Here is a 21,813-nt window from a genome sequence, read left to right as displayed (position 1 = left end):
CGACACGTGGCAGCGGAACAGCCGAAAGCGGGACAGCCGGAAGCGGGACAGCCGGAGGCGGGACGGCCGGAGCAGGGCGAGAGCACCTTCACGGTCGTGGTGGCGGCGACGGCGAATCTCGGGATCGCCGTCGCCAAGGCCTTCGCGGGCCTGGTCAGCGGGTCCAGCGCGATGCTCTCCGAGGCGGCGCACTCGGTCGCCGACACCGTCACCGAGGTCCTGCTGCTCACCGCGCTCAAGCGCAGCGAGAAGCCGCCGGACGAGGACCATCCGCTCGGGTACGCGAGCGAACGCTACGTCTGGGCGATGCTGGCCGCCGTCGCCACCTTCGTCGGCGGCGCGGTCTTCTCCGTCTACGACGGCATCCACACGCTCACGCACGGCGAGGACCTGGGCGACCCGCTCGCCTCGTACGTCGTACTCGCCGTCGCCTTCGCCCTGGAGGGCTTCTCGCTGCGCACCGGGCTCCGCCAGGTCCGGGGCGAGGCGGCCCGCGCGAACGCGCCCTTCGCCCACTATCTGCGCCGGATGCCCGACACGACGGTCAAGGCCGTCGTCATGGAGGACTCCGCCGCCCTCGTCGGCCTGCTGCTCGCCGCCGGCGGCCTGCTCGGCGCCCAGCTCACCGGCTCCGCCGTCTGGGACGGCGTCGCCTCGGTCCTGATCGGCCTGCTGCTCGTGTACGTGGCCTGGGTGCTCGGCCGCTCCAACGCGGAACTGCTCGTCGGCCGCCCGCTGCCGCGCGGGCTGCGCGAGGAGGTGCGGGCGGAGCTGCGCTCGGTCGAGCATGTGGAGGACGTGCTCGACCTGGTGACGCTGATCCAGGGCCCGGGCGAGGTGCTCGTGGCGGCGAAGGTCGACTTCAGGGACATCTCGTCGGCCGCGGAGATCGAGCTGGCCTGCGAGGAGGCGGAACGGCGCCTGCGGGAGCGCTTCCCCGCCGTCCGCCGGGTGTACCTGGACCCGACGCCGCCGGGCAGGGAGTGACGGCGACGGCGGGAGGAGGCCGGACGCGCGGCCGCCTCGCGCCGTCCGCCGGGTGTACCTGGACCCGACGCCGCCGGGCAGGGAGTGACGACGACGGCGGGAGGAGGCCGGACGCGCGACGGCCTCGGCACCGGGCGGCGCAGACCGGACGCGTGCAGACCGGACGCACGGTGGCTCGGCACCGGGGCGGGCACCCGGCACGGCGCAGACCGGACGCGCGCCGCCCTCGCCACCCGGCCAGGCACCCGGCTCGGCGCCGGCCTGGCACCCGACCCGGCGCATGCCGGGCGGACGCCGGCCTCGGCATCCGGCCCGGCGCAGGCCAGACCCGCGCCAGCCCGGCCCCCGGCCCCCGGCGCCCGCGCCCGGCAGGCGTCAGCCGGTCAGCCCCGCCGCGTCCAGCAGGTACGCCGTGAGCGGCTCGTAGGAGCGCGGGTCCACGACGTGGTCGTCCAGCGGGATGGTGACCTGCATGGTGCCCTCCGCCTCGCCGAGGAACAGCGCCGGGTCGTTGCAGTCCGCGTAACCCAGCGTGTCGATGCCCCGCTGGGCCGCGCGCCCCGCCCAGCCGTGGTCGGCGACGACCAGGTCGGGCGCGGGCTCGCCGAGCGCCTCCAGCGCGTCGAGGATCGCGTTCATCGGCTCCGGGGAGTGGGTGTGCCAGAGGCTGGCGCCGCGCTCGAAGACGGCGACGTCGGCGAACTGCACCACGTAACCCTCGTCGGCGGTCAGTCCGCCGGGGATCCGGACGATCTCGCAGCCCCGGGCGCGCAGGGCCGCGGCGACCCGGCTGTGCGCGTCGATCAGCGAGCCGGGGTGGCCGGTCGCGAAGAGGACCCGCTCGCGCGCGGACGCGGCCTTGGCGAGCCGGGCGGCCATCCGGTCGAGCGCGGCGACGGTCAGCTCCGGGTCGATCGTGTCCTGCCCGACCCGGTGCGCCGGGTCGTCCACGACCCCGCACCGCTCGGCCATCACCGCGAGCACGTCCTGCTCGTCCGTCCACCGGTCTCCGAGCTCGAGCCCGAGCCAGTAGTGCCGGTCGCCGTTGGCGAGCTTCCGGTAGTGGCTGAGGTTGTTGTCCCGTGGCGTGGCCACGTCCCCGGCGATCCGGGTCCGGACGAGGTGCTCGACGAGGGCGGCGCGGCTGAGTATCGGCATGCGGCTTATTGTGCCGGGCGCCGGCCCCCGCCCGTACGGGCATTTCGCGATGCCCGCACGGGTCACCGGGCGGGACCGTCGGCCCCCAGCGCCCCGAACGCCCCGTGCGCCAGGCTCCGCAGCAGCGACTCCATCGCCTCGCGGCCCAGCGGGGCGCCCAGGTGCGGGGTCGAGTTCAGCAGGCCGAAGACGGCGTGGACCGCCGCCCGGGCCTCGGACTCGGCCGCCGCCGGGTACAGCTCGCGGACGACGGCGACCCACAGCTCGACGTACTGGCGCTGGAGCTGGCGCACCCGCTTGCGGTCCTCGTCCTTGAGGCGGTCGAGCTCGCGGTCGTGGAGGGTGATGAGGGGGCGGTCGTCGAGGGCGAAGTCGATGTGGCCGTCGATGAGGGAGCGGAGGACGGCGCGCGGGTCGCCGTCGGATTCGGCCACCCGCATCCGGCCGCCGTCGAGGAGCCGCTCGCTGATGCCGACAAGGAGTTCGGCGAGCATCGCGTCCTTGCCGGGGAAGTGCCGGTAGAGCCCGGGGCCGCTGATGCCGACCGCGGCTCCTATCTCGTCGACGCCCACGCCGTGGAAGCCGCGCTCGGCGAAGAGACGCGCGGCTTCCTTGAGGATCTGCTGCCGGCGCGTCGGCGCGTCCGTCCGCGTGGGGGTCGTGGTCATGGATTCGATTCTAGACAAGCCTGTTAGCGGTCGTTAACCTGACTGACATACGTTAACGCTCATTAACCGAGCGGACCGACCGAGCAAGGGAGCTCGACGGATGCAGCAGGCACCTGTGCTGACGAGCGCGGCTGATCCCGCCTCGGAGGCCTGGCAGGCCAACGAGGCGGCCCACCACGAGCTGGCCGCGACCCTGCGCGCCAAGCTCGCCGCGGCCGCGCTCGGCGGCGGCGAGAAGGCCCGCGCCCGGCATACCGCGCGCGGCAAGCTGCTGCCGCGCGACCGCGTGGACACCCTCCTGGACCCGGGTTCGCCCTTCCTGGAGCTGGCTCCGCTGGCGGCGCACGGGATGTACGGCGACCAGGCCCCGGCGGCCGGCGTGATCGCGGGCATCGGCCGGGTCTCCGGCCGCGAGTGCGTGATCGTCGCCAACGACGCCACCGTCAAGGGCGGCACGTACTACCCGATGACCGTCAAGAAGCACCTTCGCGCCCAGGAGGTGGCCCTGGAGAACCGCCTCCCCTGCCTCTACCTGGTGGACTCCGGCGGCGCCTTCCTGCCCATGCAGGACGAGGTGTTCCCGGACCGCGAGCACTTCGGCCGGATCTTCTTCAACCAGGCCCGGATGTCCGGCGCCGGCATCCCGCAGATCGCCGCGGTCATGGGCTCCTGCACGGCCGGCGGCGCGTACGTCCCGGCGATGAGCGACGAGGCCGTGATCGTCCGCAACCAGGGCACGATCTTCCTCGGCGGCCCGCCGCTGGTGAAGGCCGCGACCGGCGAGGTCGTCACGGCCGAGGAGCTCGGCGGCGGCGAGGTGCACTCCCGGACGTCGGGCGTCACCGACCACCTCGCCGAGGACGACGCGCACGCGCTGCGGATCGTCCGGAACATCGTCGCCACCCTCCCCGAGCGCGGCCCGCTGCCCTGGTCGGTCGAGCCGGCCGAGGAGCCGAAGGTGGACCCGTACGGGCTCTACGGCGCGGTGCCGGTCGACTCCCGTACCCCGTACGACGTGCGCGAGGTCATCGCCCGCGTCGTCGACGGCTCGCGCTTCCAGGAGTTCAAGGCCGAGTACGGGCAGACGCTGGTCACCGGCTTCGCCCGGATCCACGGCCACCCGGTCGGCATCGTCGCCAACAACGGCATCCTGTTCGCCGAGTCCGCCCAGAAGGGCGCGCACTTCATCGAGCTGTGCGACCAGCGCGGCATCCCGCTGGTCTTCCTGCAGAACATCTCCGGCTTCATGGTCGGCAAGGCGTACGAGCACGGCGGCATCGCCAAGCACGGCGCGAAGATGGTGACGGCCGTGGCGACCACGCGCGTGCCGAAGCTGACGGTGGTGATCGGCGGTTCGTACGGCGCCGGCAACTACTCGATGTGCGGCCGGGCGTACTCGCCGCGCTTCCTGTGGATGTGGCCCAACGCCAAGATCTCGGTCATGGGCGGCGAGCAGGCCGCGTCCGTGCTCGCGACCGTCAAGCGGGACCAGCTCGGCGACGCGTGGAGCGCCGAGGAGGAAGAGGCGTTCAAGACGCCGATCCGCCAGCAGTACGAGACGCAGGGCAGCGCCTACTACGCGACGGCCCGGCTGTGGGACGACGGGGTCATCGACCCGCTGGAGACCCGGCAGGTGCTGGGTCTCGCCCTGACCGCGTGTGCCAACGCGCCCCTGGGTGACCCCCAGTTCGGCGTCTTCCGGATGTGAGGGACCCCATCACCATGCAGCACAGGCAGCACATGTTCGACACGGTGCTCGTCGCCAACCGGGGCGAGATCGCCGTCCGGGTCATCCGCACGCTGCGGGAGCTCGGCGTGCGCTCGGTCGCGGTCCACAGCGACGCGGACGCGGACGCCCGGCACGTGCGGGAGGCCGACACGGCGGTACGGATCGGGCCGGCGCCCGCCTCGGAGTCGTACCTGAACATCCCCGCCCTCCTCGACGCGGCCCGCCGCACCGGCGCGCAGGCCGTGCACCCCGGCTACGGCTTCCTCGCCGAGAACGCCGGGTTCGCGCGGGCGTGCGCGGAGGCCGGTCTGGTCTTCATCGGCCCGTCCGCCGAGGCGATCTCGCTCATGGGCGACAAGATCCGGGCCAAGGAGACGGTGCAGGCCGCGGGCGTGCCCGTGGTGCCGGGCGCCGCGGACCCCGACATCGTCGACGCGGCCCGCGAGCTGGGCGCGCCGGTCCTGCTGAAGCCTTCGGCGGGCGGCGGCGGCAAGGGCATGCGGCTCGTCCGCGACCTGGCCGTCCTGGAGGACGAGATCGCGGCGGCGCGGCGCGAGGCGCGGTCCTCGTTCGGCGACGACACGCTGCTCGTGGAGCGGTGGATCGACCGCCCGCGGCACATCGAGATCCAGGTCCTCGCGGACGCGCACGGCAACGTGGTGCACCTGGGCGAGCGCGAGTGCTCGCTCCAGCGCCGCCACCAGAAGATCATCGAGGAGGCGCCGAGCGTCCTCCTCACCCCGGAGATCCGCGCGTCGATGGGCGCGGCGGCGGTCGAGGCGGCCAGGTCCTGCGGCTATGTCGGCGCGGGCACGGTCGAGTTCATCGTGCCGGGCGGCGACCCGTCCTCGTACTACTTCATGGAGATGAACACCCGCCTCCAGGTCGAGCACCCGGTGACGGAGCTCATCACGGGCCTGGACCTGGTCGAGTGGCAGCTCCGGGTGGCCTCCGGCGAGCCGCTGTCCTTCTCCCAGGAGGAGGTCCGGCTCGACGGCTGGGCGATCGAGGCCCGTATCTGCGCGGAGGACCCGGCGCGCGGCTTCCTGCCGTCCGGCGGCACGGTCCTCGCCCTGAACGAGCCGCAGGGCGCCGGGGTCCGCACGGACTCGGGCCTGAGCGAGGGCACCGAGGTGTCCTCCCTCTACGACCCGATGCTCTCGAAGGTCATCGTCCACGCCGCCGACCGCCCGACGGCCCTCCGCAAGCTGCGCGCGGCCCTGGCCGGCACGGTCACCCTGGGCGTCCCGACCAACGCGGGCTTCCTGCGCCGGCTGCTGGCGCACCCGGACGTGGTCGCGGGCGACCTCGACACGGGTCTGGTGGAGCGGGACGCGGAGAGCCTGGTCGACGGGTCGGTCCCGGAGGAGGTGTACGCGGCGGCGGCGCTGCTGCGGCACTTCCCACCCCCGGCCGCCCGGGGAGCCGCCTGGACGGACCCCTTCGACGCCCGCACGGGCTGGCGCCTCGGCGGCGCCCCCGCCTGGACGACGGTGGACTTCCGCGTCCCCGGCCACGAGCCGGTGAGCGTCCGCGTGCGCGGCGCGGCCCGCGCCGCCGAGCTGCTGCTCGGCGAGGCGGCCGCGCAGGCCGCGCTGCTGGTGCGCCCGGAGGGTGCCTGGGCCGGGGCGGGCGCCGGGGCCGGGGCCGGGGAGGTCGCCTTCCACCTCGACGGCGTCACCCACCGCTTCACCGCGACCCGCTCCCCCGACGGGCTCTGGCTCGGCCGCGACGGTGACTCCTGGCACGTCATGGACCACGACCCGGTCGCCGCCGCGCTCTCCGGTGCCCGGCACGGCGGGGCCGACACGCTCGCCGCGCCGATGCCCGGCACGGTGACCGTCGTGAAGGTGGCCGTCGGCGACGAGGTCGTGGCCGGGCAGAGCCTGCTGGTGGTGGAGGCGATGAAGATGGAGCACGTCATCTCCGCGCCGCACGCCGGGACCGTCACCGAACTGGACGTCACACCGGGCACGACCGTGGCCATGGACCAGATCCTGGCCGTGGTGACCCCGCACGAGTCGGACGCGCACGAGGAGGAGACGGCATGAGCGCCGAGGACCTGGGTCTGCCGATGCCCGTCGTCGACCCGGCACTGCCCGCCCGGGTGCGGATCCACGAGGTGGGGCCGCGCGACGGGCTGCAGAACGAGAAGACGGCCGTGCCGACCGAGGTGAAGGCGGAGTTCATCCGCCGCCTCGCCGCCGCCGGGCTCGACACCGTCGAGGCGACGAGCTTCGTGCACCCGAAGTGGGTGCCCCAGCTCGCCGACGCCGAGGAGCTGTTCCCGCAGGTCAAGGACCTGGCCGTACGGCTCCCGGTGCTCGTGCCGAACGAGCGCGGCCTGGACCGGGCGCTCGCGCTCGGGGCCCGCGAGGTCGCCGTCTTCGCGTCGGCGACGGAGTCCTTCGCGAAGGCCAACCTGAACCGGACCGTCGACGAGGCGCTCGCCATGTTCGCGCCGACCGTCACCCGGGCCATAGAGGCCGGGCTGAAGGTCCGCGGCTATCTGTCGATGTGCTTCGGCGACCCCTGGGAGGGCGCCGTCCCGATCGAGCAGGTCGTCCGGGTCACCAAGGCCCTCGCCGACATGGGCTGCGACGAGCTGAGCCTCGGCGACACCATCGGCGTCGCCACCCCGGGCCACGTCCGGGCGCTGCTCACGGCGCTGAACGAGGCCGGGGTGCCCACCTCCCGCATCGCCGTGCACTTCCACGACACCTACGGGCAGGCGCTGGCCAACAGCCACGCCGCCCTGCAGCACGGAGTGACCGTCTTCGACGCCTCCGCGGGCGGCCTCGGCGGCTGCCCGTACGCCAAGTCCGCCACCGGCAACCTCGCCACCGAGGACCTGGTGTGGATGCTCCGCGGTCTCGGCATCGAGACCGGGGTCGACCTGGCCGCCCTCACCGCCACGAGCGTGTGGATGGCCGAACAACTGGGCCGGCCGAGCCCGTCCCGTACCGTCCGAGCGCTCTCCCACAAGGAGTCCTGAGCATGTCCCTCGACCACCGACTCTCCGAAGAGCACGAGGAACTCCGCCGTACGGTGGAGGAGTTCGCCCACGACGTCGTCGCCCCGAAGATCGGCGACTACTACGAGCGGCACGAGTTCCCGTACGAGATCGTCCGCGAGATGGGCCGCATGGGCCTGTTCGGGCTGCCGTTCCCCGAGGAGTACGGCGGCATGGGCGGCGACTACCTGGCGCTTGGCATCGCCCTGGAGGAGCTGGCCCGGGTCGACTCCTCGGTCGCCATCACCCTGGAGGCGGGCGTCTCGCTCGGCGCGATGCCGGTCTACCGCTTCGGTACGGAGGAGCAGAAGCGGGAGTGGCTGCCGAAGCTGTGCGCCGGCGAGCTGCTCGGCGCCTTCGGCCTGACCGAGCCGGGCGCCGGCTCGGACGCGGGCGGCACCCGGACCACCGCGGTGCGGGACGGCGACCAGTGGCTCATCAACGGCTCGAAGTGCTTCATCACCAACTCCGGTACGGACATCACCGGTCTGGTCACGGTGACGGCGGTGACCGGCCGCAAGCCCGACGGCCGCCCGCTGATCTCCTCGATCATCGTCCCCTCGGGCACGCCCGGCTTCACGGTCGCCGCGCCCTACTCGAAGGTCGGCTGGAACGCCTCCGACACGCGTGAACTCGCCTTCGACGACGTGCGCGTGCCGGTCGAGAACCTGCTGGGCGAGGAGGGCCGCGGCTACGCGCAGTTCCTGCGGATCCTCGACGAGGGCCGGATCGCGATCGCCGCGCTCGCCACGGGTCTCGCCCAGGGCTGTGTGGACGAGTCGGTGAAGTACGCGAAGGAACGTCACGCCTTCGGTCGTCCGATCGCCGACAACCAGGCCATCCAGTTCAAGATCGCCGACATGGAGATGCGGGCCCACATGGCCCGGATCGGCTGGCGCGACGCGGCCTCCCGCCTCGTCCTCGGCGAGCCGTTCAAGAAGGAGGCGGCGCTCGCGAAGCTGTACTCGTCGACGGTGGCCGTCGACAACGCCCGCGAGGCGACCCAGATCCACGGCGGCTACGGCTTCATGAACGAGTACCCGGTGGCCCGCATGTGGCGCGACTCGAAGATCCTGGAGATCGGCGAGGGCACCAGCGAGGTCCAGCGGATGCTGATCGCACGGGAGTTGGGCCTGTCGGCCTGACGCTCTGCGTTGATACCCCCGCGGCCCGCCGAGCAGAACGCCTCGGCGGGCCGCGGCCGTGTCGCCTTGTGTGCCGCTTCCCGCTCGTCTAGCCTCCCCGGAGTCGTTCGTTCATTCGTCAGGGACAACCGAAGGCTCGGCGCCCGAGCCCGAAACCCGTCACCGGGAATCGGAGCCACCGTGACCAGTAACGACACCGCCGGCCTCGTCGGGAGACTGCGCACCGCGCTCGGATCAGAGGTGTGCGCGCCGGGAACCGACGCGTACGAGAGCAGTCTGGCCAGGATCTTCTTCCCCGAGGCCGCCCTTCGACGACCCGCCTGCGTCGTGGCGCCCCGCTCGACCGACGACGTCGCGACCGTGTTGCGGGTCGCGGCGGAGACGGGAGCGCGGGTGACCGTGCGCGGCGGCGGTCTCAGCTCGAACTGCGTCGCCGACGGCGCCGTCGTGCTCGACCTGTCGAAGCACCTGAACGGGGCCCGCCCGGACGGCGAGCGGGTGACCGTCGGCGGTGGAGCGACCGTGGCCACCATGCTCGGGGCCCTCGCGCCGGCAGGTCGTACGGTCCCGATCGGCGTGATCGGCCACGCCGGCCTGGGGATGGCGACCCGAGGAGGCATCGGCTGTCTGACGAGGTCCCTGGGGCTCACCGTCGATCATCTCGTCGGGGCCGAACTCGTCCTCCCCGGCGGGGACGTCGTCCACCTCACGGAGCGGAGCACCGGCGACGAGGCCGACCTGTGGTGGGCCGTCCGGGGCGCCGCGCCCCTGGTCGGGGTGGTCACCTCCTCGACGTTCCGCACGCATCAGACCGGCCCGGTCTGGGTCGACCGGGCGGTCGTGGGCCTGGACGGGCTCGCCGCCTATTTCCGGGTGGCTCCCGGGCTGCCGCGGGACACCACCATGAGCGCGGTGCTGGGCTGCTCCTCCCTCTCGCCGGACGAACCGGTCCTCTTCCTCTACACCGCGTGCGCGAACGCGGACGACGACGCCGCCGTCGCGCGGGCCAGGTCGGCGACCTCCGCCGTCGTCGCGGGCGCGGGCTCGCCGCCGCTCTACCGCTCGGAGACCTCGGGCCGATATCCGGCCGGACTCCCCGAGTTCGCCCTTCCCGGCGCCGGCGGCGCCGAGCCCGAACCGGTCCGGCTGCCCGAGCCGGGTGACGAGCGGCGCGGTTCGGTCTTCGGCAAAGCGGTCTTCACCGGCCCCACTCTCGACGCGGCGGTCGCCGACGCCCTCGCGGAGCGGATGCGCTCCGCGCCCACGCGCGCGTGCCAGATCGACTTCCAGCACACCGGCGGGGCCCTGGCCGACGTCGACGACACCGCCACCGCGTTCTGGGGCAGGACCGCCCAGTGGAGCATCCCGGTGAACGCGATCTGGGACGACGAGGCCGAGGCGGACGCCTGCAGGGCATGGGCCCGTGACACGGTCCGGGCCCTGGCCGCGCACACCGTCGGGTTCTACAGCGTCGACCTGCGGCCGGACCTCCCCGAGTACGAGACCGAGGCGAGGGCGGCCTACGGCGGCAACCTGACCCGCCTCCGGACGCTTCAGCACCGCTACGACCCGACGGGAGTACTCGCGCCGCCTCTCCCCTGAGGCCCCGTCAGCACGTGTGAGCCCGCCCTCCCGACCCGGGGATGGCGGGCTTTCGCCGTCCCGGCCCCAGCCCCACCCCCGCCCCTGTTGATCGAAGTGAGGTTAGGCTAACCTGCACTCGATAAGGTGAGCCTTACCTACCTCAGCCTGCCTCGATCCGCACCGACCCGTCCGGCCGCCGACTCCGGCACGCACCGAAAGCGACTTCGCCATGCCCAGCACCGCCCGAGCCACCACCCTCACCCGCCGCGGACTGCTCGCCGCGGGCGGCGCCCTCGGGCTCGGCGCCGCGCTCGTCGCCTGCGGCGGCGACAAGAAGGGCGGCTCCGCCGCTGCCGGGGCCGGGAAGTCCGGCGCCTGGGAGTTCAAGGACGACCGCGGGCAGACGGTGAAGCTGGCGTCCGTGCCGAAGAACATCGTCGCCTTCACCGGAACCGCCGCCGCCCTCAAGGACTTCGGCGTCGAGGTCAAGGGCGTCTTCGGTCCGACCACGGTCAAGGACCCGAAGACCGGCGAGGTGAAGCCGGACGTGCAGGCCGGTGACCTGGACGTCAAGAAGGTCACCGTCATCGGCAACGTCTGGGGCGAGTTCAGGATCGAGGAGTACCTGAAGCTCCAGCCCGAGGTCCTCATCACGGACATGTGGGAGAAGGACGCCCTCTGGTACGTCCCGGAGGAGCAGAAGGACAAGATCCTCAAGATCGCGCCGAGCGTCGCCCTGTGGGCCGCCGGGAAGTCGATGCCCGCCGTGCTCCAGCGCCACGTCGACCTCGCCGCCTCGCTCGGCGCCGATGTGAGGGCGAAGCAGATCCAGGACGACAAGGCCCGCTTCGAGGCGGCCGCCGAGCGCGTCCGGAAGGCCGCGAAGGCGAAGAAGGGCATCAAGGTCCTCATCGGCTCGGGCGCCCCGGACACCTTCTACGTCTCCGCCCCGGCCCGCCCGACCGACACCCTCTTCTTCCAGGAGCTGGGCGTCGACCTGATCGTCCCGGACAAGCTGGACCCGACCGGCTGGTTCGAGCTGCTCAGCTGGGAGAACGCCGACAAGTACAAGGCCGACGTCATCCTGCTCGACAACCGCACCTCGGCCCTGCAGCCCGACGCCCTGAAGGCCAAGCCGACCTGGGCCGCGCTGCCCGCGGTCAAGGCCGGCCAGGTCTTCCCGCGCGTCACCGAGCCCGTCTACTCGTACGCCAAGTGCGCCCCGCTCCTGGAGGACCTGGCCAAGGCCCTCGAGAACGCCAAGAAGGTGGCCTGACCCGCATGACGAACGCCGAGACCGCCCCGTTCCAGTTCTTCTCCCTCCAGGTCGACCGGACGAGGCGGCTCGGCCCGTCGCTGGTCCGTGTCACCTTCACCGGCGACGACCTCGTCGGCGACGAGCTGAAGGACTTCGCCGCCGGGGGCCGCGACCAGTCGCTTTCCCTCTTCCTGCCGCACCCGGAGCAGGACGCGCCGCTGCTGCCGCCGCTCGACGACCCGGACATGTACGCGATCCTGGGCGCCTACCGGGCCATGCCGCACGACGAGCGGGCCGTGATGCGCTCGTACACCGTCCGCGCGCAGCGCACCACGCCGGACGGGCGCGTCGAAGTCGACATCGACTTCGCCCTCCATACTGCGACATCAGCCGCTGACGCGGCGGGTGTCGGCCCCGCCTGCCGCTGGGCCCAGCGCGCCGAGGCCGGCGACCGGGTGGTCGTGCTCGGACCGGCCGTGGCCGACAACACCGGCGTGCGCTTCCGGCTGCCCGACGACGCCGACTCCGTACTGATCTGGGGCGACGAGACGGCCCTGCCGGCCGCCTCCGCGATCCTGGAGTGGCTGCCGGCCGAGACCCGCGCCCACGTCTACCTCGAAGTCCCGTACTCCGGCGACCGCATGGAGCTCGCGACGGAGGCCGACGCGACGATCACCTGGCTGGTACGGGAGGAGGGCGCGCCGTCCGCCGTCGAGGCGATCGCGTCCGCCGCGCTGCCCGGCGCCGACCCGTACGTCTGGATCGCGGGCGAGTCCGGCGCGGTGAAGGCGCTGCGCCGGCACTTCGTACGCGAACGGGGCATCGACCGGCGGCGGGTGACGTTCGTCGGCTACTGGCGCAAGGGCCTGTCGGAGGACGCGCTGCGCGAGGTCCCGGACGAGACCCAGGAAGACAGTTAAGAACCGGCCACTCCTCGAAGAGCCCCCCAACCCTCGCGGTCGGGGGGCTTTTCCGTCCTCAAACTTAGGTTAGGCTAACCTTACTTACCTCGACCGAGTTCGCTCCCGGAAGGGTCCCCACATGCGCTCCCACCTGCTCAACGACACGACGGCGGACGTCTACCGACGAACCGTCACCGAAGGAGTCGAGCGGGTGGCGAGGAAACTCGCCACGACACGCGGGCCGTTCACCGGCGTCACGCCCGCCGCACTCGCCCCCGTCGTCGACGCCGTCGACCTCGACCGGCCGCTCGGCGACGCCTCCGCCGCCCTCGACGAGCTGGAGGACGTCTACCTCCGCGACGCGGTCTACTTCCACCACCCGCGCTACCTGGCGCACCTCAACTGCCCGGTGGTCATCCCTGCCGTCCTCGGCGAGGCCGTGCTCTCCACCGTGAACTCCTCGCTCGACACCTGGGACCAGAGCGCCGGCGGCACCCTGATCGAACGCCGGCTGATCGACTGGACGGCCGGCCGGATCGGCCTCGGGCCGCTCGCCGACGGGGTGTTCACCAGCGGCGGCAGCCAGTCCAACCTCCAGGCGCTGCTGCTCGCCCGCGAGGAGGCGGGCACCTCCGACCTCTCCAGGCTGCGGATCTTCGCCTCCGATTGCAGCCACTTCAGCGTCGTGAAGTCGGCCGGGCTGCTCGGCCTCGGCCGGGACGCCGTCGTCTCGATCCCGGTCGACCGGCACCGCCGGATGCAGTCCGTGGTCCTCGCCGCCGAGCTGGCCGCCTGCCGCGCCGAGGGCCTGATCCCGATGGCGGTCGTCGCCACCGCCGGCACCACCGACTTCGGCTCGATCGACCCGCTGCCGGAGATCGCCGCCCTCGCGGCGGAGTACGGCGCCTGGATGCACGTGGACGCCGCGTACGGCTGCGGGCTGCTCGTCTCGCCGAACCGCCGCCACCTCCTGGACGGCATCGAGCGGGCCGACTCGGTCACCGTCGACTACCACAAGTCCTTCTTCCAGCCGGTGAGTTCCTCCGCCCTGCTGGTCCGCGACGGCGCCACGCTGCGGCACGCGACCTACCACGCGGACTACCTCAACCCGCGGCAGACGGTGGCCATGGGGGCACCTCCCACGTCCGAAGGACTGTGGGGGAAGATCCCCAACCAGGTCGACAAGTCGCTCCAGACCACCCGCCGCTTCGACGCCCTCAAACTGTGGCTGACCCTGCGCGTGATGGGCGCCGACGGCGTCGGCGAACTCTTCGACGAGGTCTGCGACCTGGCCCGGGCCGGCTTCGAGCTGCTCGCCGCCGACCCGCGCTACGACGTGGTGGTGGAACCGCAGCTGTCGACGCTCGTCTACCGGTACGTCCCCGAGCACGTCACCTCGCCCGCCGACATCGACCGCGCCAACCTCCACGCCCGCAAGGCCCTCTTCGCCTCCGGCGAGGCCGTGGTCGCCGGCACCAAGGTCGACGGGCGCCAGTACCTGAAGTTCACCCTGCTCAACCCCGAGACCACGGTGTCCGACATCGCCACCGTCCTTGACCTGATCGCCGGCCACGCCGAGCAGTACCTGGGAGAGACCCTTGTCCACGCAGCCTCTTGATTTCCTCGGCATCGGGCTCGGCCCCTTCAACCTCGGCCTCGCCTGCCTCACCGAGCCCATCGCCGAACTCGACGGCCTCTTCCTGGAGTCCAAGCCGGACTTCGAGTGGCACTCCGGCATGTTCCTGCCCGGCGCCCACCTCCAGACGCCCTTCATGTCCGACCTGGTCACCCTCGCCGACCCGACCTCTCCCTACTCCTTCCTCAACTACCTGAAGGAGAAGGGCCGGCTGTACTCGTTCTACATCCGCGAGAACTTCTATCCGCTCCGCACGGAGTACAACGACTACTGCCGCTGGGCCGCCGGCAAGCTGTCGTCGATCCGCTTCTCGACGACGGTGACCTCGGTCTCGTACGACGAGGGCAGCGAGCTGTACGTGGTGGCCACCGACCGCGGCGAGACGTTCCGCGCCCGCCGGCTCGTGCTCGGCACCGGCACCCCGCCGTACGTCCCCGAGCCCTGCCGCGATCTCGGCGGCGACCTCATCCACAACTCGCGCTACCTGCCGAACCGCGAGGCGCTCCAGCGGAAGAAGTCGATCACCCTGGTCGGCAGCGGCCAGAGCGCCGCCGAGATCTACTACGACCTCCTCGGCGAGATCGACACGCACGGCTACCGGCTCGACTGGGTGACCCGCTCCCCGCGCTTCTTCCCGCTCGAATACACCAAGCTCACCCTGGAGATGACCTCTCCGGACTACATCGACTACTTCCGCGCTCTGCCCGAGCGGACCCGCTACCGCCTGGAGCGCGAGCAGAAGGGCCTCTTCAAGGGCATCAACGGCGACCTCATCGACGCCATCTTCGACCTGCTCTACGAGAAGAACCTGGCCGGCCCCGCGCCCACCCGGCTGCTCACCAACTCGGCGCTGCACTCCGCCGCGTACGACGAGGCCACCGGCACGTACACGCTGGGCTTCCGCCAGGAGGAGCAGGAGAAGGACTTCACCCTGGAGACCGAGGGCCTGATCCTCGCCACCGGCTACAAGTACACCGTCCCCGCCTTCCTGGAGCCGGTGACGGACCGGCTCCGCCGGGACTCGCAGGGCCGCTTCGACGTGGCCCGCAACTACTCGATCGACACCACCGGCCGCGGGGTCTTCCTGCAGAACGCCGGCACGCACACCCACTCGATCACCTCGCCCGACCTGGGCATGGGGCCGTACCGCAACGCCTACATCATCGGCGAGATGCTGGGCACCGAGTACTACCCCGTCGAGAAGACCATCGCCTTCCAGGAGTTCGCGGCATGAGCGCCCCCAACGCCACCGTCCACATACGCCCGCTCGACCCCCTCGGGCACGCCGAGCTGATCCATCGCTGGGTCACCCACCCCAAGGCCGCGTTCTGGATGATGCAGGACGCGAGACTCGAGGACGTCGAACGCGCGTACATGGCGATCGCCGCGAACCCGCACCACGACGCCTTCGTCGGCAGCGTGGACGGCGAGCCCGCCTTCCTCATGGAGCGGTACGACCCCGCCGAGGCCGAGCTGGTCGGCCTGTACGAGGCGGAGCCCGGCGACGTCGGCATGCACTTCCTCGTCGCGCCCACCGACACCCCCGTGCACGGCTTCACCCGCCTGGTGATCACCGCCGTGATGCGTGAGCTGTTCGCCGACCCGGCGACCGCCCGCGTGGTCGTCGAGCCGGACGTGCGCAACACGGCCGTGCACGCGCTGAACGCGGCCGTCGGCTTCGTGCCCGAGCGCGAGATCCAGAAGCCGGAGAAGAAGGCGCTGCTGAGCTTCTGCACCCGCGCGCAGTTCGAGGCGGCGACGGCCGCCGTGGAGGCCTCCGCATGAGCACCGCCGCCGTGAACCCCGCCGCCATGGACCCCGCGGCCATGAACTCCGTGGCCATGGACCCCGCCGCCATGAACCCCGTGGTCATGGACCCCGCCGCCATGGACCGCGAAGCCATGAACCCCGACGCCATGGACCCAGTCGCCCACCTCACCCCGGCCCGCTGGGCCGACGCCAACCGCGCCCTGATCCGCAAGGCCCTCGCCGAGTTCACCCACGAGCGGCTCCTCGACCCGCAGGAGCTGGGCGACAGCCGCTATCTGGTGCTCAGCGACGACGGCCGCACCGAGTACCGCTTCACCGCCGACCGCTTCGCCCTCGACCACTGGCAGGTCTACCCCGAGTCGATCAGCCGCCACCGGGGCAGCGAGCAGCTCCCGCTCGACGCCCTGCAGTTCGTCATCGAGCTGCGCGGCTCGCTCGGCCTCAGCGACGAGATCCTGCCGGTGTACCTGGAGGAGATCTCCTCCACCCTGGCCGGTACGGCCTTCAAGGCGACGAAGCCGCGGACCGGCGCCGCCGAGCTGGCCCGGGCCGGCTTCCAGGCGATCGAGACCGGGATGACCGAGGGCCACCCCTGCTTCGTCGCCAACAACGGGCGGCTCGGCTTCGGCGTCGACGAGTACCGCGCCTACGCCCCCGAGGCGGCCGCCCCGGTCCACCTGGTGTGGCTGGCCGCGCACCGCGACCGCGCCACCTTCACGGCCGGCGCCGGCATCGACTACGAGAGCTTCGTACGCGCCGAGCTCGGCGACGCGGCCGTCGACGGCTTCGCCGCCACCCTCGCCGCCCGCGGCCTGGACCTCGCCGACTACCTCCTGATCCCGGTCCACCCCTGGCAGTGGTGGAACAAGCTGTCCGTCACCTTCGCCGCCGAGGTCGCGCAGGAGCGGCTGGTGTACCTGGGCGAGGGCAAGGACGCGTACCTGGCCCAGCAGTCCATCCGTACCTTCTTCAACACCGCCGACCCGGCCAAGCACTACGTGAAGACGGCCCTGTCCGTCCTCAACATGGGCTTCATGCGGGGCCTCTCCGCCGCCTACATGGAGGCCACGCCCGCCATCAACGACTGGCTGGCCGGCCTCGTCGACTCCGACCCCGTCCTGAAGGCAGCCCGCTTCTCGATCATCCGCGAGCGGGCCGCGGTCGGCTACCGGCACCTGGAGTACGAGGCCGCCACCGACCGCTACTCCCCCTACCGCAAGATGCTCGCCGCGCTCTGGCGCGAGTCGCCCGTCCCGTCCCTCGGCCCGGGCGAGCGGCTGGCGACCATGGCCTCGCTGCTGCACACCGACCACGCGGGCGCGTCCTTCGCGGGCGCCCTGATCAAGGAGTCGGGCCTGACGCCGACGGAGTGGCTGCGCCGCTACCTGGACGCCTACCTCCTCCCGGTGCTGCACAGCTTCTACGCGTACGACCTGGTCTACATGCCGCACGGCGAGAACGTGATCCTCGTCCTCGACGAGCGCGGCGCCGTCTCCCGGGCGATCTTCAAGGACATCGCCGAGGAGATCTGCGTCATGGCCCCGGACGCGGTCCTGCCGCCCGCGGTGGAGCGGATCCGCGCCGACGTCCCCGAGGACATGAAGCTGCTGTCCGTCTTCACGGACGTCTTCGACTGCTTCTTCCGCTTCCTCGGCGCCACGCTCGCCGCGGAGGGCGTGGTGGGCGAGGACGACTTCTGGCGCACGGTCGCCGCCTGTGTGAAGGGCTACCAGGACGCCCACCCGGAGCTGGCCGACCGCTTCGCGCGGTACGACATGTTCGCGGACACCTTCGCGCTCTCCGCGCTCAACCGCCTCCAGCTGCGCAACAACCGCCAGATGGTCGACCTGGCGGACCCGTCGGCGGCACTCCAGCTGGTCGGCGACCTGGTGAACCCGATCGCCCGGTTCGCCTGACGGCACGGCCGCCTGAACCGGCGCGCGCTCCGGCGGAGTCACGGTCCTCCGCCGGATCGCGCTCCCCCCGTTCAGGCGATCACGCAGTGTCACCGATCAAGGTCATCGACTACTCACTGTCGCTGTGCGAGCTTGGGTGCGTGATGACTCGAATCGCCCGCGTCCTCGCCGGAACCGCACTGGTCGTGACTCTCGCCGCGACGGCCGCCTGCGGAGGCGGTGGCGGCGGGGACACCCACGCGCACACCCCGGACACCCCGGACTCCTCGACGACGGAACCGGAATCGGACAACACGGCACTGTTCCCGGGCGGGGGCGGCCAGGCCGCCCCCGCCCACGTGCCGACGGCCAAGGTGCACGAGACGAAGCGGGTGCCGGTGACGGTCCACAACGGCACCGGCAAGTCGTTCGACATGGGGCCTCCCAGTGCGCGGCCCGACGACTCCAGAACGCTGGCGGCAACGGCCACGCGCGGCACCTGCACCGGCACACTGCCTGCCGACGCGGAGTGCACGCTCAACCTCGAGGTCACACCCCTCGAGGCGGGGCCCTACTCCGGAGAGCTGACCGTGGACAACTCCGCAGGCGAAACGCTCACCGTGCCCTTCTCCGGTGAGGCGGTCGGGGAGGAACCCACGGAGACCGTGTCGCCGACCACCGAGACCCCGCTCCCGACCGAGCCGACGCCGACCGAGACCGACGTCGTCCCGACGGAATCCGAGCCCGAGCCCGAGGTCACGTAGCGGCGGCCTTCGTCAGCTCCACCCGCACGGTGTCGTCGTCGGGCAGCACGACCGTCAGATGGTCCTTGTACCGCGAGGCGTAGGAGACCAGGTAGAAGCGGGACGGGGACTTCGCGAGCAGACGGAATCCTCTGTACTGGTACCGGTACGGGCCCTTGGCCGTCCCCACGTCGCGGTAGCGGATCTCCTTCGCGTCGTGCGCGAGCGGGATCCGCGAGTAGACCACCACGCGCAGGCTCTCCGCGTTCCCTCCTCGCATGGCCGTCCAGGCGTCGGCCTCTCCCGAGGCGGCCACGTACCGGGTCATGCCGAAGAACAGGCTCATGGCCAGCAGTCCGATCAGCAGGGCGCCGCCCGCGGCCCACATCCGTTCGGCGGTCTCGTCCCGTCGGACGCGCTCGACCGCGCTCGGCTGCAGACGCTGCTGCACGGCGAAGAACGCCAGGGTGGCCCCCAGGGCCACCACGACGATCGGTACGTACGCGGTCCCCCACCAGGATTCGGGGAGGGGCGTCGGGATCCGGTCGCCGAAGAAGACCCGGAACCCCAGCATCGTCATGACGAGGCCGACCACGAGGAGCCACCGGCACACCGTGCGGCGCAGGTGCTCCCTCCCGGGGCGGGCCAGCGCGTGGCCGACCCTTCCGAGCAGCAGCAGTACGGCCAGTCCGCAGACCAGCAGGAACCACACGGGACCGAAGATCGCGTCCGGGCTCTTGGCCAGGTAGGCCTGGACGGAGAGCTGGAGGTCGGCCGGCGGCACGCCGAAGGTCGCGTAGTAGGCGTCGGTGTAGACGCTGCCGAAGTAGTACAGCAGGCCGATGACGGCGGTCCCCGGCGCCACCACGTACGCCGCCTTGGCGAGCAGGCTCACCGTCGAGTGTGCGGGCTCCGGCGCGGGCTTCTTCCCTCGCGGCACGTGCATGCCGTCAGTCTCCGCGCCGCCCCCTCGCCCCGCACGCACGGCGTGCCACTCGACTGACCTCCCAACGGCCTAGGTGTAGACCAATCGGGTCGTTCGGGCGCGTGATCGTGGCCTCATCTGCCCGAAAACGGGCAGGATTCTTGCAATGCCCCACCCTCACCCCGCAAGATTCACTGGTGCTCGAACGCCGACCGTCGCACGACGACCTCATCGACCACCTGGTCCGCAGCACCGCGCTCCAGCGCGGTGAGGCCGCCCGGGTGGTGCTCGACGTGCTGGCGTACTTCGACGAGTCGGCGGAGGAGTTCGTCCGGCGCCGCCACCGCGAGCTGCAGTCCGGCGGCGCGGTGAACGCCGAGATCTTCGAGCGGATCGCGGCCGAGCTGCCGCACCGCGCCGTGGCCCCACCGGAGCTCTCGCTCCGGCAGCTGCGCCGCATCGTCTACGGCTGAACGTCCACGACTGAACGTCCACGGCTGAGCACACCCAACAGACCTCGGAGGGGTAACACCTTTATGTGCGGAATCGTCGGTTACATCGGCAAGCGCGACGTCGCTCCCCTGCTGCTCGAAGGACTGCAGCGGCTGGAGTACCGGGGCTACGACTCCGCCGGCATCGTCGTCACCAGCCCCAAGGCCGCCGGCCTGAAGATGGTGAAGGCCAAGGGCCGGGTCCGCGACCTGGAGGCCCGCGTGCCCAAGCGCTTCGCGGGCACGACCGGCATCGCGCACACCCGCTGGGCCACCCACGGCGCCCCGAGCGACGTCAACGCGCACCCGCACCTCGACCCCGAGAACAAGGTCGCCGTCGTCCACAACGGCATCGTCGACAACGCCGCCGAGCTGCGCGCCAAGCTGGAGGCCGACGGCGTCGTCTTCGCGTCCGAGACCGACACCGAGGTGATCACCCACCTGATCGCCCGCTCCCAGGCCGACACCCTGGAGGAGAAGGTCCGCGAGGCCCTCAAGCACATCGAGGGCACCTACGGCATCGCCGTCATGCACGCCGACTTCAACGACCGCATCGTGGTGGCCCGCAACGGCTCCCCGGTCGTCCTCGGCATCGGCGAGAAGGAGATGTTCGTCGCCTCCGACGTCGCCGCCCTCGTCGCCCACACCCGCCAGGTCGTCACCCTCGACGACGGCGAGATGGCCACCCTGAAGGCCGACGACTTCCGCACGTACACCACCTCCGGCGCGTCCACCAATGCCACGCCCGAGACCGTGGAGTGGGAGGCCGCCTCGTACGACATGGGCGGCCACGACACGTACATGCACAAGGAGATCTCCGAGCAGCCCGACGCGGTCGACCGCGTGCTGCGCGGCCGGATCGACGACCGCTTCTCCACCGTGCACCTCGGCGGCCTGAACCTGGACGCCCGCGAGGCCCGCTCCATCCGCCGGATCAAGATCCTGGGCTGCGGCACCTCGTACCACGCCGGTCTCATCGGCGCCTCCCTCATCGAGGGCATGGCCCGCATCCCGGCCGACGCCGAGCCGGCCTCCGAGTTCCGCTACCGCAACCCGGTCGTCGACCCCGACACCCTCTACATCGCGGTCTCCCAGTCCGGCGAGACCTACGACGTGCTGGCCGCCGTCCAGGAGCTCAAGCGCAAGGGCGCGCGGGTCCTCGGCGTCGTCAACGTCGTCGGCTCCGCGATCGCCCGCGAGGCGGACGGCGGCGTGTACGTGCACGCCGGCCCCGAGGTCTGCGTCGTCTCCACCAAGTGCTTCACCAACACGGTCGTCGCCTTCGCGCTGCTCGCGCTGCACCTCGGCCGCATCCGCGACCTGTCCGTCACCGACGGCAAGCGGATCATCGAGGGCCTGCGCAAGCTGCCCGGCCAGATCGAGGAGATCCTCAAGACCGAGGACGAGATCAAGAAGCTGGCGAAGGAGTACGCGGGCGCCCAGTCGATGATGTTCATCGGCCGCGTCCGGGGCTACCCGGTCGCCCTGGAGGCCTCCCTCAAGCTGAAGGAGATCTCCTACATCCACGCCGAGGCGTACCCGGCCTCCGAGCTGAAGCACGGCCCGCTCGCCCTCATCGAGCCGGCCCTGCCGACGGTCGCGATCGTCCCCGACGACGACCTGCTCGAGAAGAACCGCGCCGCCCTGGAGGAGATCAAGGCCCGCAGCGGCCCGATCCTCGCGGTCGCGCACCAGGTGCAGGAGAAGGCCGACCACACCATCGTGGTGCCGAAGAACGAGGACGAGCTGGACCCGATCCTGATGGGCATCCCGCTCCAGCTCCTCGCGTACCACACCGCGCTCGCCATGGGCCGCGACATCGACAAGCCGCGGAACCTGGCCAAGTCCGTCACGGTCGAGTAGGCGGCGCCTCGGGCCTGTCCCCCGAGGTCCCGCCCGCCGGGCCTGT

General features: G+C 71.9%; 18 protein-coding genes. 15 read left to right on the top strand and 3 right to left on the bottom strand.

The window, feature by feature from the left end; translation table 11 throughout:
• The first annotated feature begins 96 nt into the window (after positions 1–96).
• Positions 97–987 (top strand): cation diffusion facilitator family transporter, encoded by an 891-nt coding sequence (locus tag ACIRSU_RS16510; protein WP_403793602.1) that lies wholly within the window; start codon positions 97–99, stop codon positions 985–987.
• A 375-nt stretch (positions 988–1,362) separates the two neighbouring features.
• Here ACIRSU_RS16510 and ACIRSU_RS16505 read toward each other — a convergent pair whose 3' ends face one another.
• Positions 1,363–2,145 carry a phosphatase gene (locus ACIRSU_RS16505; RefSeq protein ID WP_403792657.1) on the bottom strand — a complete coding sequence of 261 codons (783 nt, stop codon included), beginning with the start codon at positions 2,143–2,145 and terminating at the stop codon, positions 1,363–1,365.
• A gap of 62 nt (positions 2,146–2,207) precedes the next feature.
• Positions 2,208–2,813 carry a TetR/AcrR family transcriptional regulator gene (locus ACIRSU_RS16500; RefSeq protein WP_403792655.1) on the bottom strand — a complete coding sequence of 202 codons (606 nt, stop codon included), beginning with the start codon at positions 2,811–2,813 and terminating at the stop codon, positions 2,208–2,210.
• 100 nt (positions 2,814–2,913) lie between these two features.
• Here ACIRSU_RS16500 and ACIRSU_RS16495 point away from each other — a divergent pair, with 100 nt between their 5' ends.
• The 12 genes from ACIRSU_RS16495 to ACIRSU_RS16440 all read left to right on the top strand — a co-directional run bounded on the left by ACIRSU_RS16495 (position 2,914) and on the right by ACIRSU_RS16440 (position 18,509).
• Positions 2,914–4,521: a carboxyl transferase domain-containing protein gene (locus tag ACIRSU_RS16495; protein WP_403792653.1), complete on the top strand. Its 1,608-nt coding sequence runs from the start codon at positions 2,914–2,916 to the stop codon at positions 4,519–4,521.
• Positions 4,522–4,553: 32 nt separating this feature from the next.
• Positions 4,554–6,593, top strand: a complete 2,040-nt coding sequence (locus tag ACIRSU_RS16490) for an acetyl/propionyl/methylcrotonyl-CoA carboxylase subunit alpha (protein ID WP_403793600.1) — start codon at positions 4,554–4,556, stop codon at positions 6,591–6,593.
• Complete coding sequence (locus ACIRSU_RS16485) at positions 6,590–7,537, top strand: hydroxymethylglutaryl-CoA lyase (protein ID WP_403792651.1); 948 nt, start codon at positions 6,590–6,592, stop codon at positions 7,535–7,537. Before ACIRSU_RS16490 ends, ACIRSU_RS16485 begins: the two co-directional genes overlap by 4 nt.
• A gap of 2 nt (positions 7,538–7,539) precedes the next feature.
• Positions 7,540–8,700, top strand: a complete 1,161-nt coding sequence (locus tag ACIRSU_RS16480) for an acyl-CoA dehydrogenase family protein (RefSeq protein ID WP_403792649.1) — start codon at positions 7,540–7,542, stop codon at positions 8,698–8,700.
• A 180-nt stretch (positions 8,701–8,880) separates the two neighbouring features.
• A complete protein-coding gene (locus ACIRSU_RS16475; protein ID WP_403792647.1) occupies positions 8,881–10,302 on the top strand; it encodes an FAD-binding oxidoreductase in 1,422 nt (473 codons plus the stop codon).
• Positions 10,303–10,513: 211 nt separating this feature from the next.
• Positions 10,514–11,560, top strand: a complete 1,047-nt coding sequence (locus ACIRSU_RS16470) for an ABC transporter substrate-binding protein (RefSeq protein WP_403792646.1) — start codon at positions 10,514–10,516, stop codon at positions 11,558–11,560.
• A 5-nt stretch (positions 11,561–11,565) separates the two neighbouring features.
• Positions 11,566–12,462 (top strand): siderophore-interacting protein, encoded by an 897-nt coding sequence (locus ACIRSU_RS16465; protein ID WP_403792644.1) that lies wholly within the window; start codon positions 11,566–11,568, stop codon positions 12,460–12,462.
• Between the two features lie 121 nt (positions 12,463–12,583).
• Entirely contained in the window at positions 12,584–14,062 is a 1,479-nt protein-coding gene (locus ACIRSU_RS16460) for a pyridoxal phosphate-dependent decarboxylase family protein (protein WP_403792643.1), read from the top strand.
• Complete coding sequence (locus tag ACIRSU_RS16455) at positions 14,043–15,314, top strand: lysine N(6)-hydroxylase/L-ornithine N(5)-oxygenase family protein (protein WP_403792641.1); 1,272 nt, start codon at positions 14,043–14,045, stop codon at positions 15,312–15,314. Before ACIRSU_RS16460 ends, ACIRSU_RS16455 begins: the two co-directional genes overlap by 20 nt.
• Complete coding sequence (locus ACIRSU_RS16450) at positions 15,311–15,865, top strand: GNAT family N-acetyltransferase (protein WP_403792639.1); 555 nt, start codon at positions 15,311–15,313, stop codon at positions 15,863–15,865. Before ACIRSU_RS16455 ends, ACIRSU_RS16450 begins: the two co-directional genes overlap by 4 nt.
• Before the next feature lie 116 nt (positions 15,866–15,981).
• A complete protein-coding gene (locus tag ACIRSU_RS16445) occupies positions 15,982–17,766 on the top strand; it encodes an IucA/IucC family protein (RefSeq protein WP_403793599.1) in 1,785 nt (594 codons plus the stop codon).
• A 140-nt stretch (positions 17,767–17,906) separates the two neighbouring features.
• Positions 17,907–18,509 carry a hypothetical protein gene (locus tag ACIRSU_RS16440; protein ID WP_403792638.1) on the top strand — a complete coding sequence of 201 codons (603 nt, stop codon included), beginning with the start codon at positions 17,907–17,909 and terminating at the stop codon, positions 18,507–18,509.
• Here the strand turns inward: ACIRSU_RS16440 and ACIRSU_RS16435 are convergent.
• Complete coding sequence (locus ACIRSU_RS16435) at positions 18,502–19,434, bottom strand: hypothetical protein (RefSeq protein ID WP_403792636.1); 933 nt, start codon at positions 19,432–19,434, stop codon at positions 18,502–18,504. The two genes, ACIRSU_RS16440 and ACIRSU_RS16435, sit on opposite strands and share 8 nt — an antisense overlap.
• A gap of 176 nt (positions 19,435–19,610) precedes the next feature.
• Between ACIRSU_RS16435 and ACIRSU_RS16430 the strand changes: the two genes are divergently transcribed.
• The gene (locus tag ACIRSU_RS16430; protein WP_389206487.1) at positions 19,611–19,886 is read left to right on the top strand and encodes a hypothetical protein; all 276 of its coding nucleotides are present in this window, start codon (positions 19,611–19,613) and stop codon (positions 19,884–19,886) included.
• A 63-nt stretch (positions 19,887–19,949) separates the two neighbouring features.
• Positions 19,950–21,767, top strand: coding sequence for a glutamine--fructose-6-phosphate transaminase (isomerizing) (gene glmS, locus ACIRSU_RS16425; RefSeq protein WP_403792634.1), 1,818 nt, complete (start codon positions 19,950–19,952; stop codon positions 21,765–21,767).
• Positions 21,768–21,813: the final 46 nt, after the last annotated feature.

The organism is Streptomyces sp. NPDC101160 (genome assembly GCF_044768205.1).
GTDB lineage: Bacteria > Actinomycetota > Actinomycetes > Streptomycetales > Streptomycetaceae > Streptomyces.
The sequence above is the reverse complement of the archived record's forward strand: the minus strand, read 5'-3'. Positions and strand labels throughout refer to the sequence as shown.

Bases quoted from the DNA above. Each gene is read 5' to 3' on its own strand.
- ACIRSU_RS16505 (WP_403792657.1), bottom strand. From the start codon at position 2,145: ATGCCGATACTCAGCCGCGCCGCCCTCGTCGAGCACCTCGTCCGGACC.
- ACIRSU_RS16500 (WP_403792655.1), bottom strand. From the start codon at position 2,813: ATGACCACGACCCCCACGCGGACGGACGCGCCGACGCGCCGGCAGCAG.
- ACIRSU_RS16495 (WP_403792653.1), top strand. From the start codon at position 2,914: ATGCAGCAGGCACCTGTGCTGACGAGCGCGGCTGATCCCGCCTCGGAG.
- ACIRSU_RS16490 (WP_403793600.1), top strand. From the start codon at position 4,554: ATGTTCGACACGGTGCTCGTCGCCAACCGGGGCGAGATCGCCGTCCGG.
- ACIRSU_RS16485 (WP_403792651.1), top strand. From the start codon at position 6,590: ATGAGCGCCGAGGACCTGGGTCTGCCGATGCCCGTCGTCGACCCGGCA.
- ACIRSU_RS16480 (WP_403792649.1), top strand. From the start codon at position 7,540: ATGTCCCTCGACCACCGACTCTCCGAAGAGCACGAGGAACTCCGCCGT.
- ACIRSU_RS16470 (WP_403792646.1), top strand. From the start codon at position 10,514: ATGCCCAGCACCGCCCGAGCCACCACCCTCACCCGCCGCGGACTGCTC.
- ACIRSU_RS16465 (WP_403792644.1), top strand. From the start codon at position 11,566: ATGACGAACGCCGAGACCGCCCCGTTCCAGTTCTTCTCCCTCCAGGTC.
- ACIRSU_RS16460 (WP_403792643.1), top strand. From the start codon at position 12,584: ATGCGCTCCCACCTGCTCAACGACACGACGGCGGACGTCTACCGACGA.
- ACIRSU_RS16450 (WP_403792639.1), top strand. From the start codon at position 15,311: ATGAGCGCCCCCAACGCCACCGTCCACATACGCCCGCTCGACCCCCTC.
- ACIRSU_RS16445 (WP_403793599.1), top strand. From the start codon at position 15,982: ATGAACCCCGACGCCATGGACCCAGTCGCCCACCTCACCCCGGCCCGC.
- ACIRSU_RS16435 (WP_403792636.1), bottom strand. From the start codon at position 19,434: ATGCACGTGCCGCGAGGGAAGAAGCCCGCGCCGGAGCCCGCACACTCG.
- glmS (WP_403792634.1), top strand. From the start codon at position 19,950: ATGTGCGGAATCGTCGGTTACATCGGCAAGCGCGACGTCGCTCCCCTG.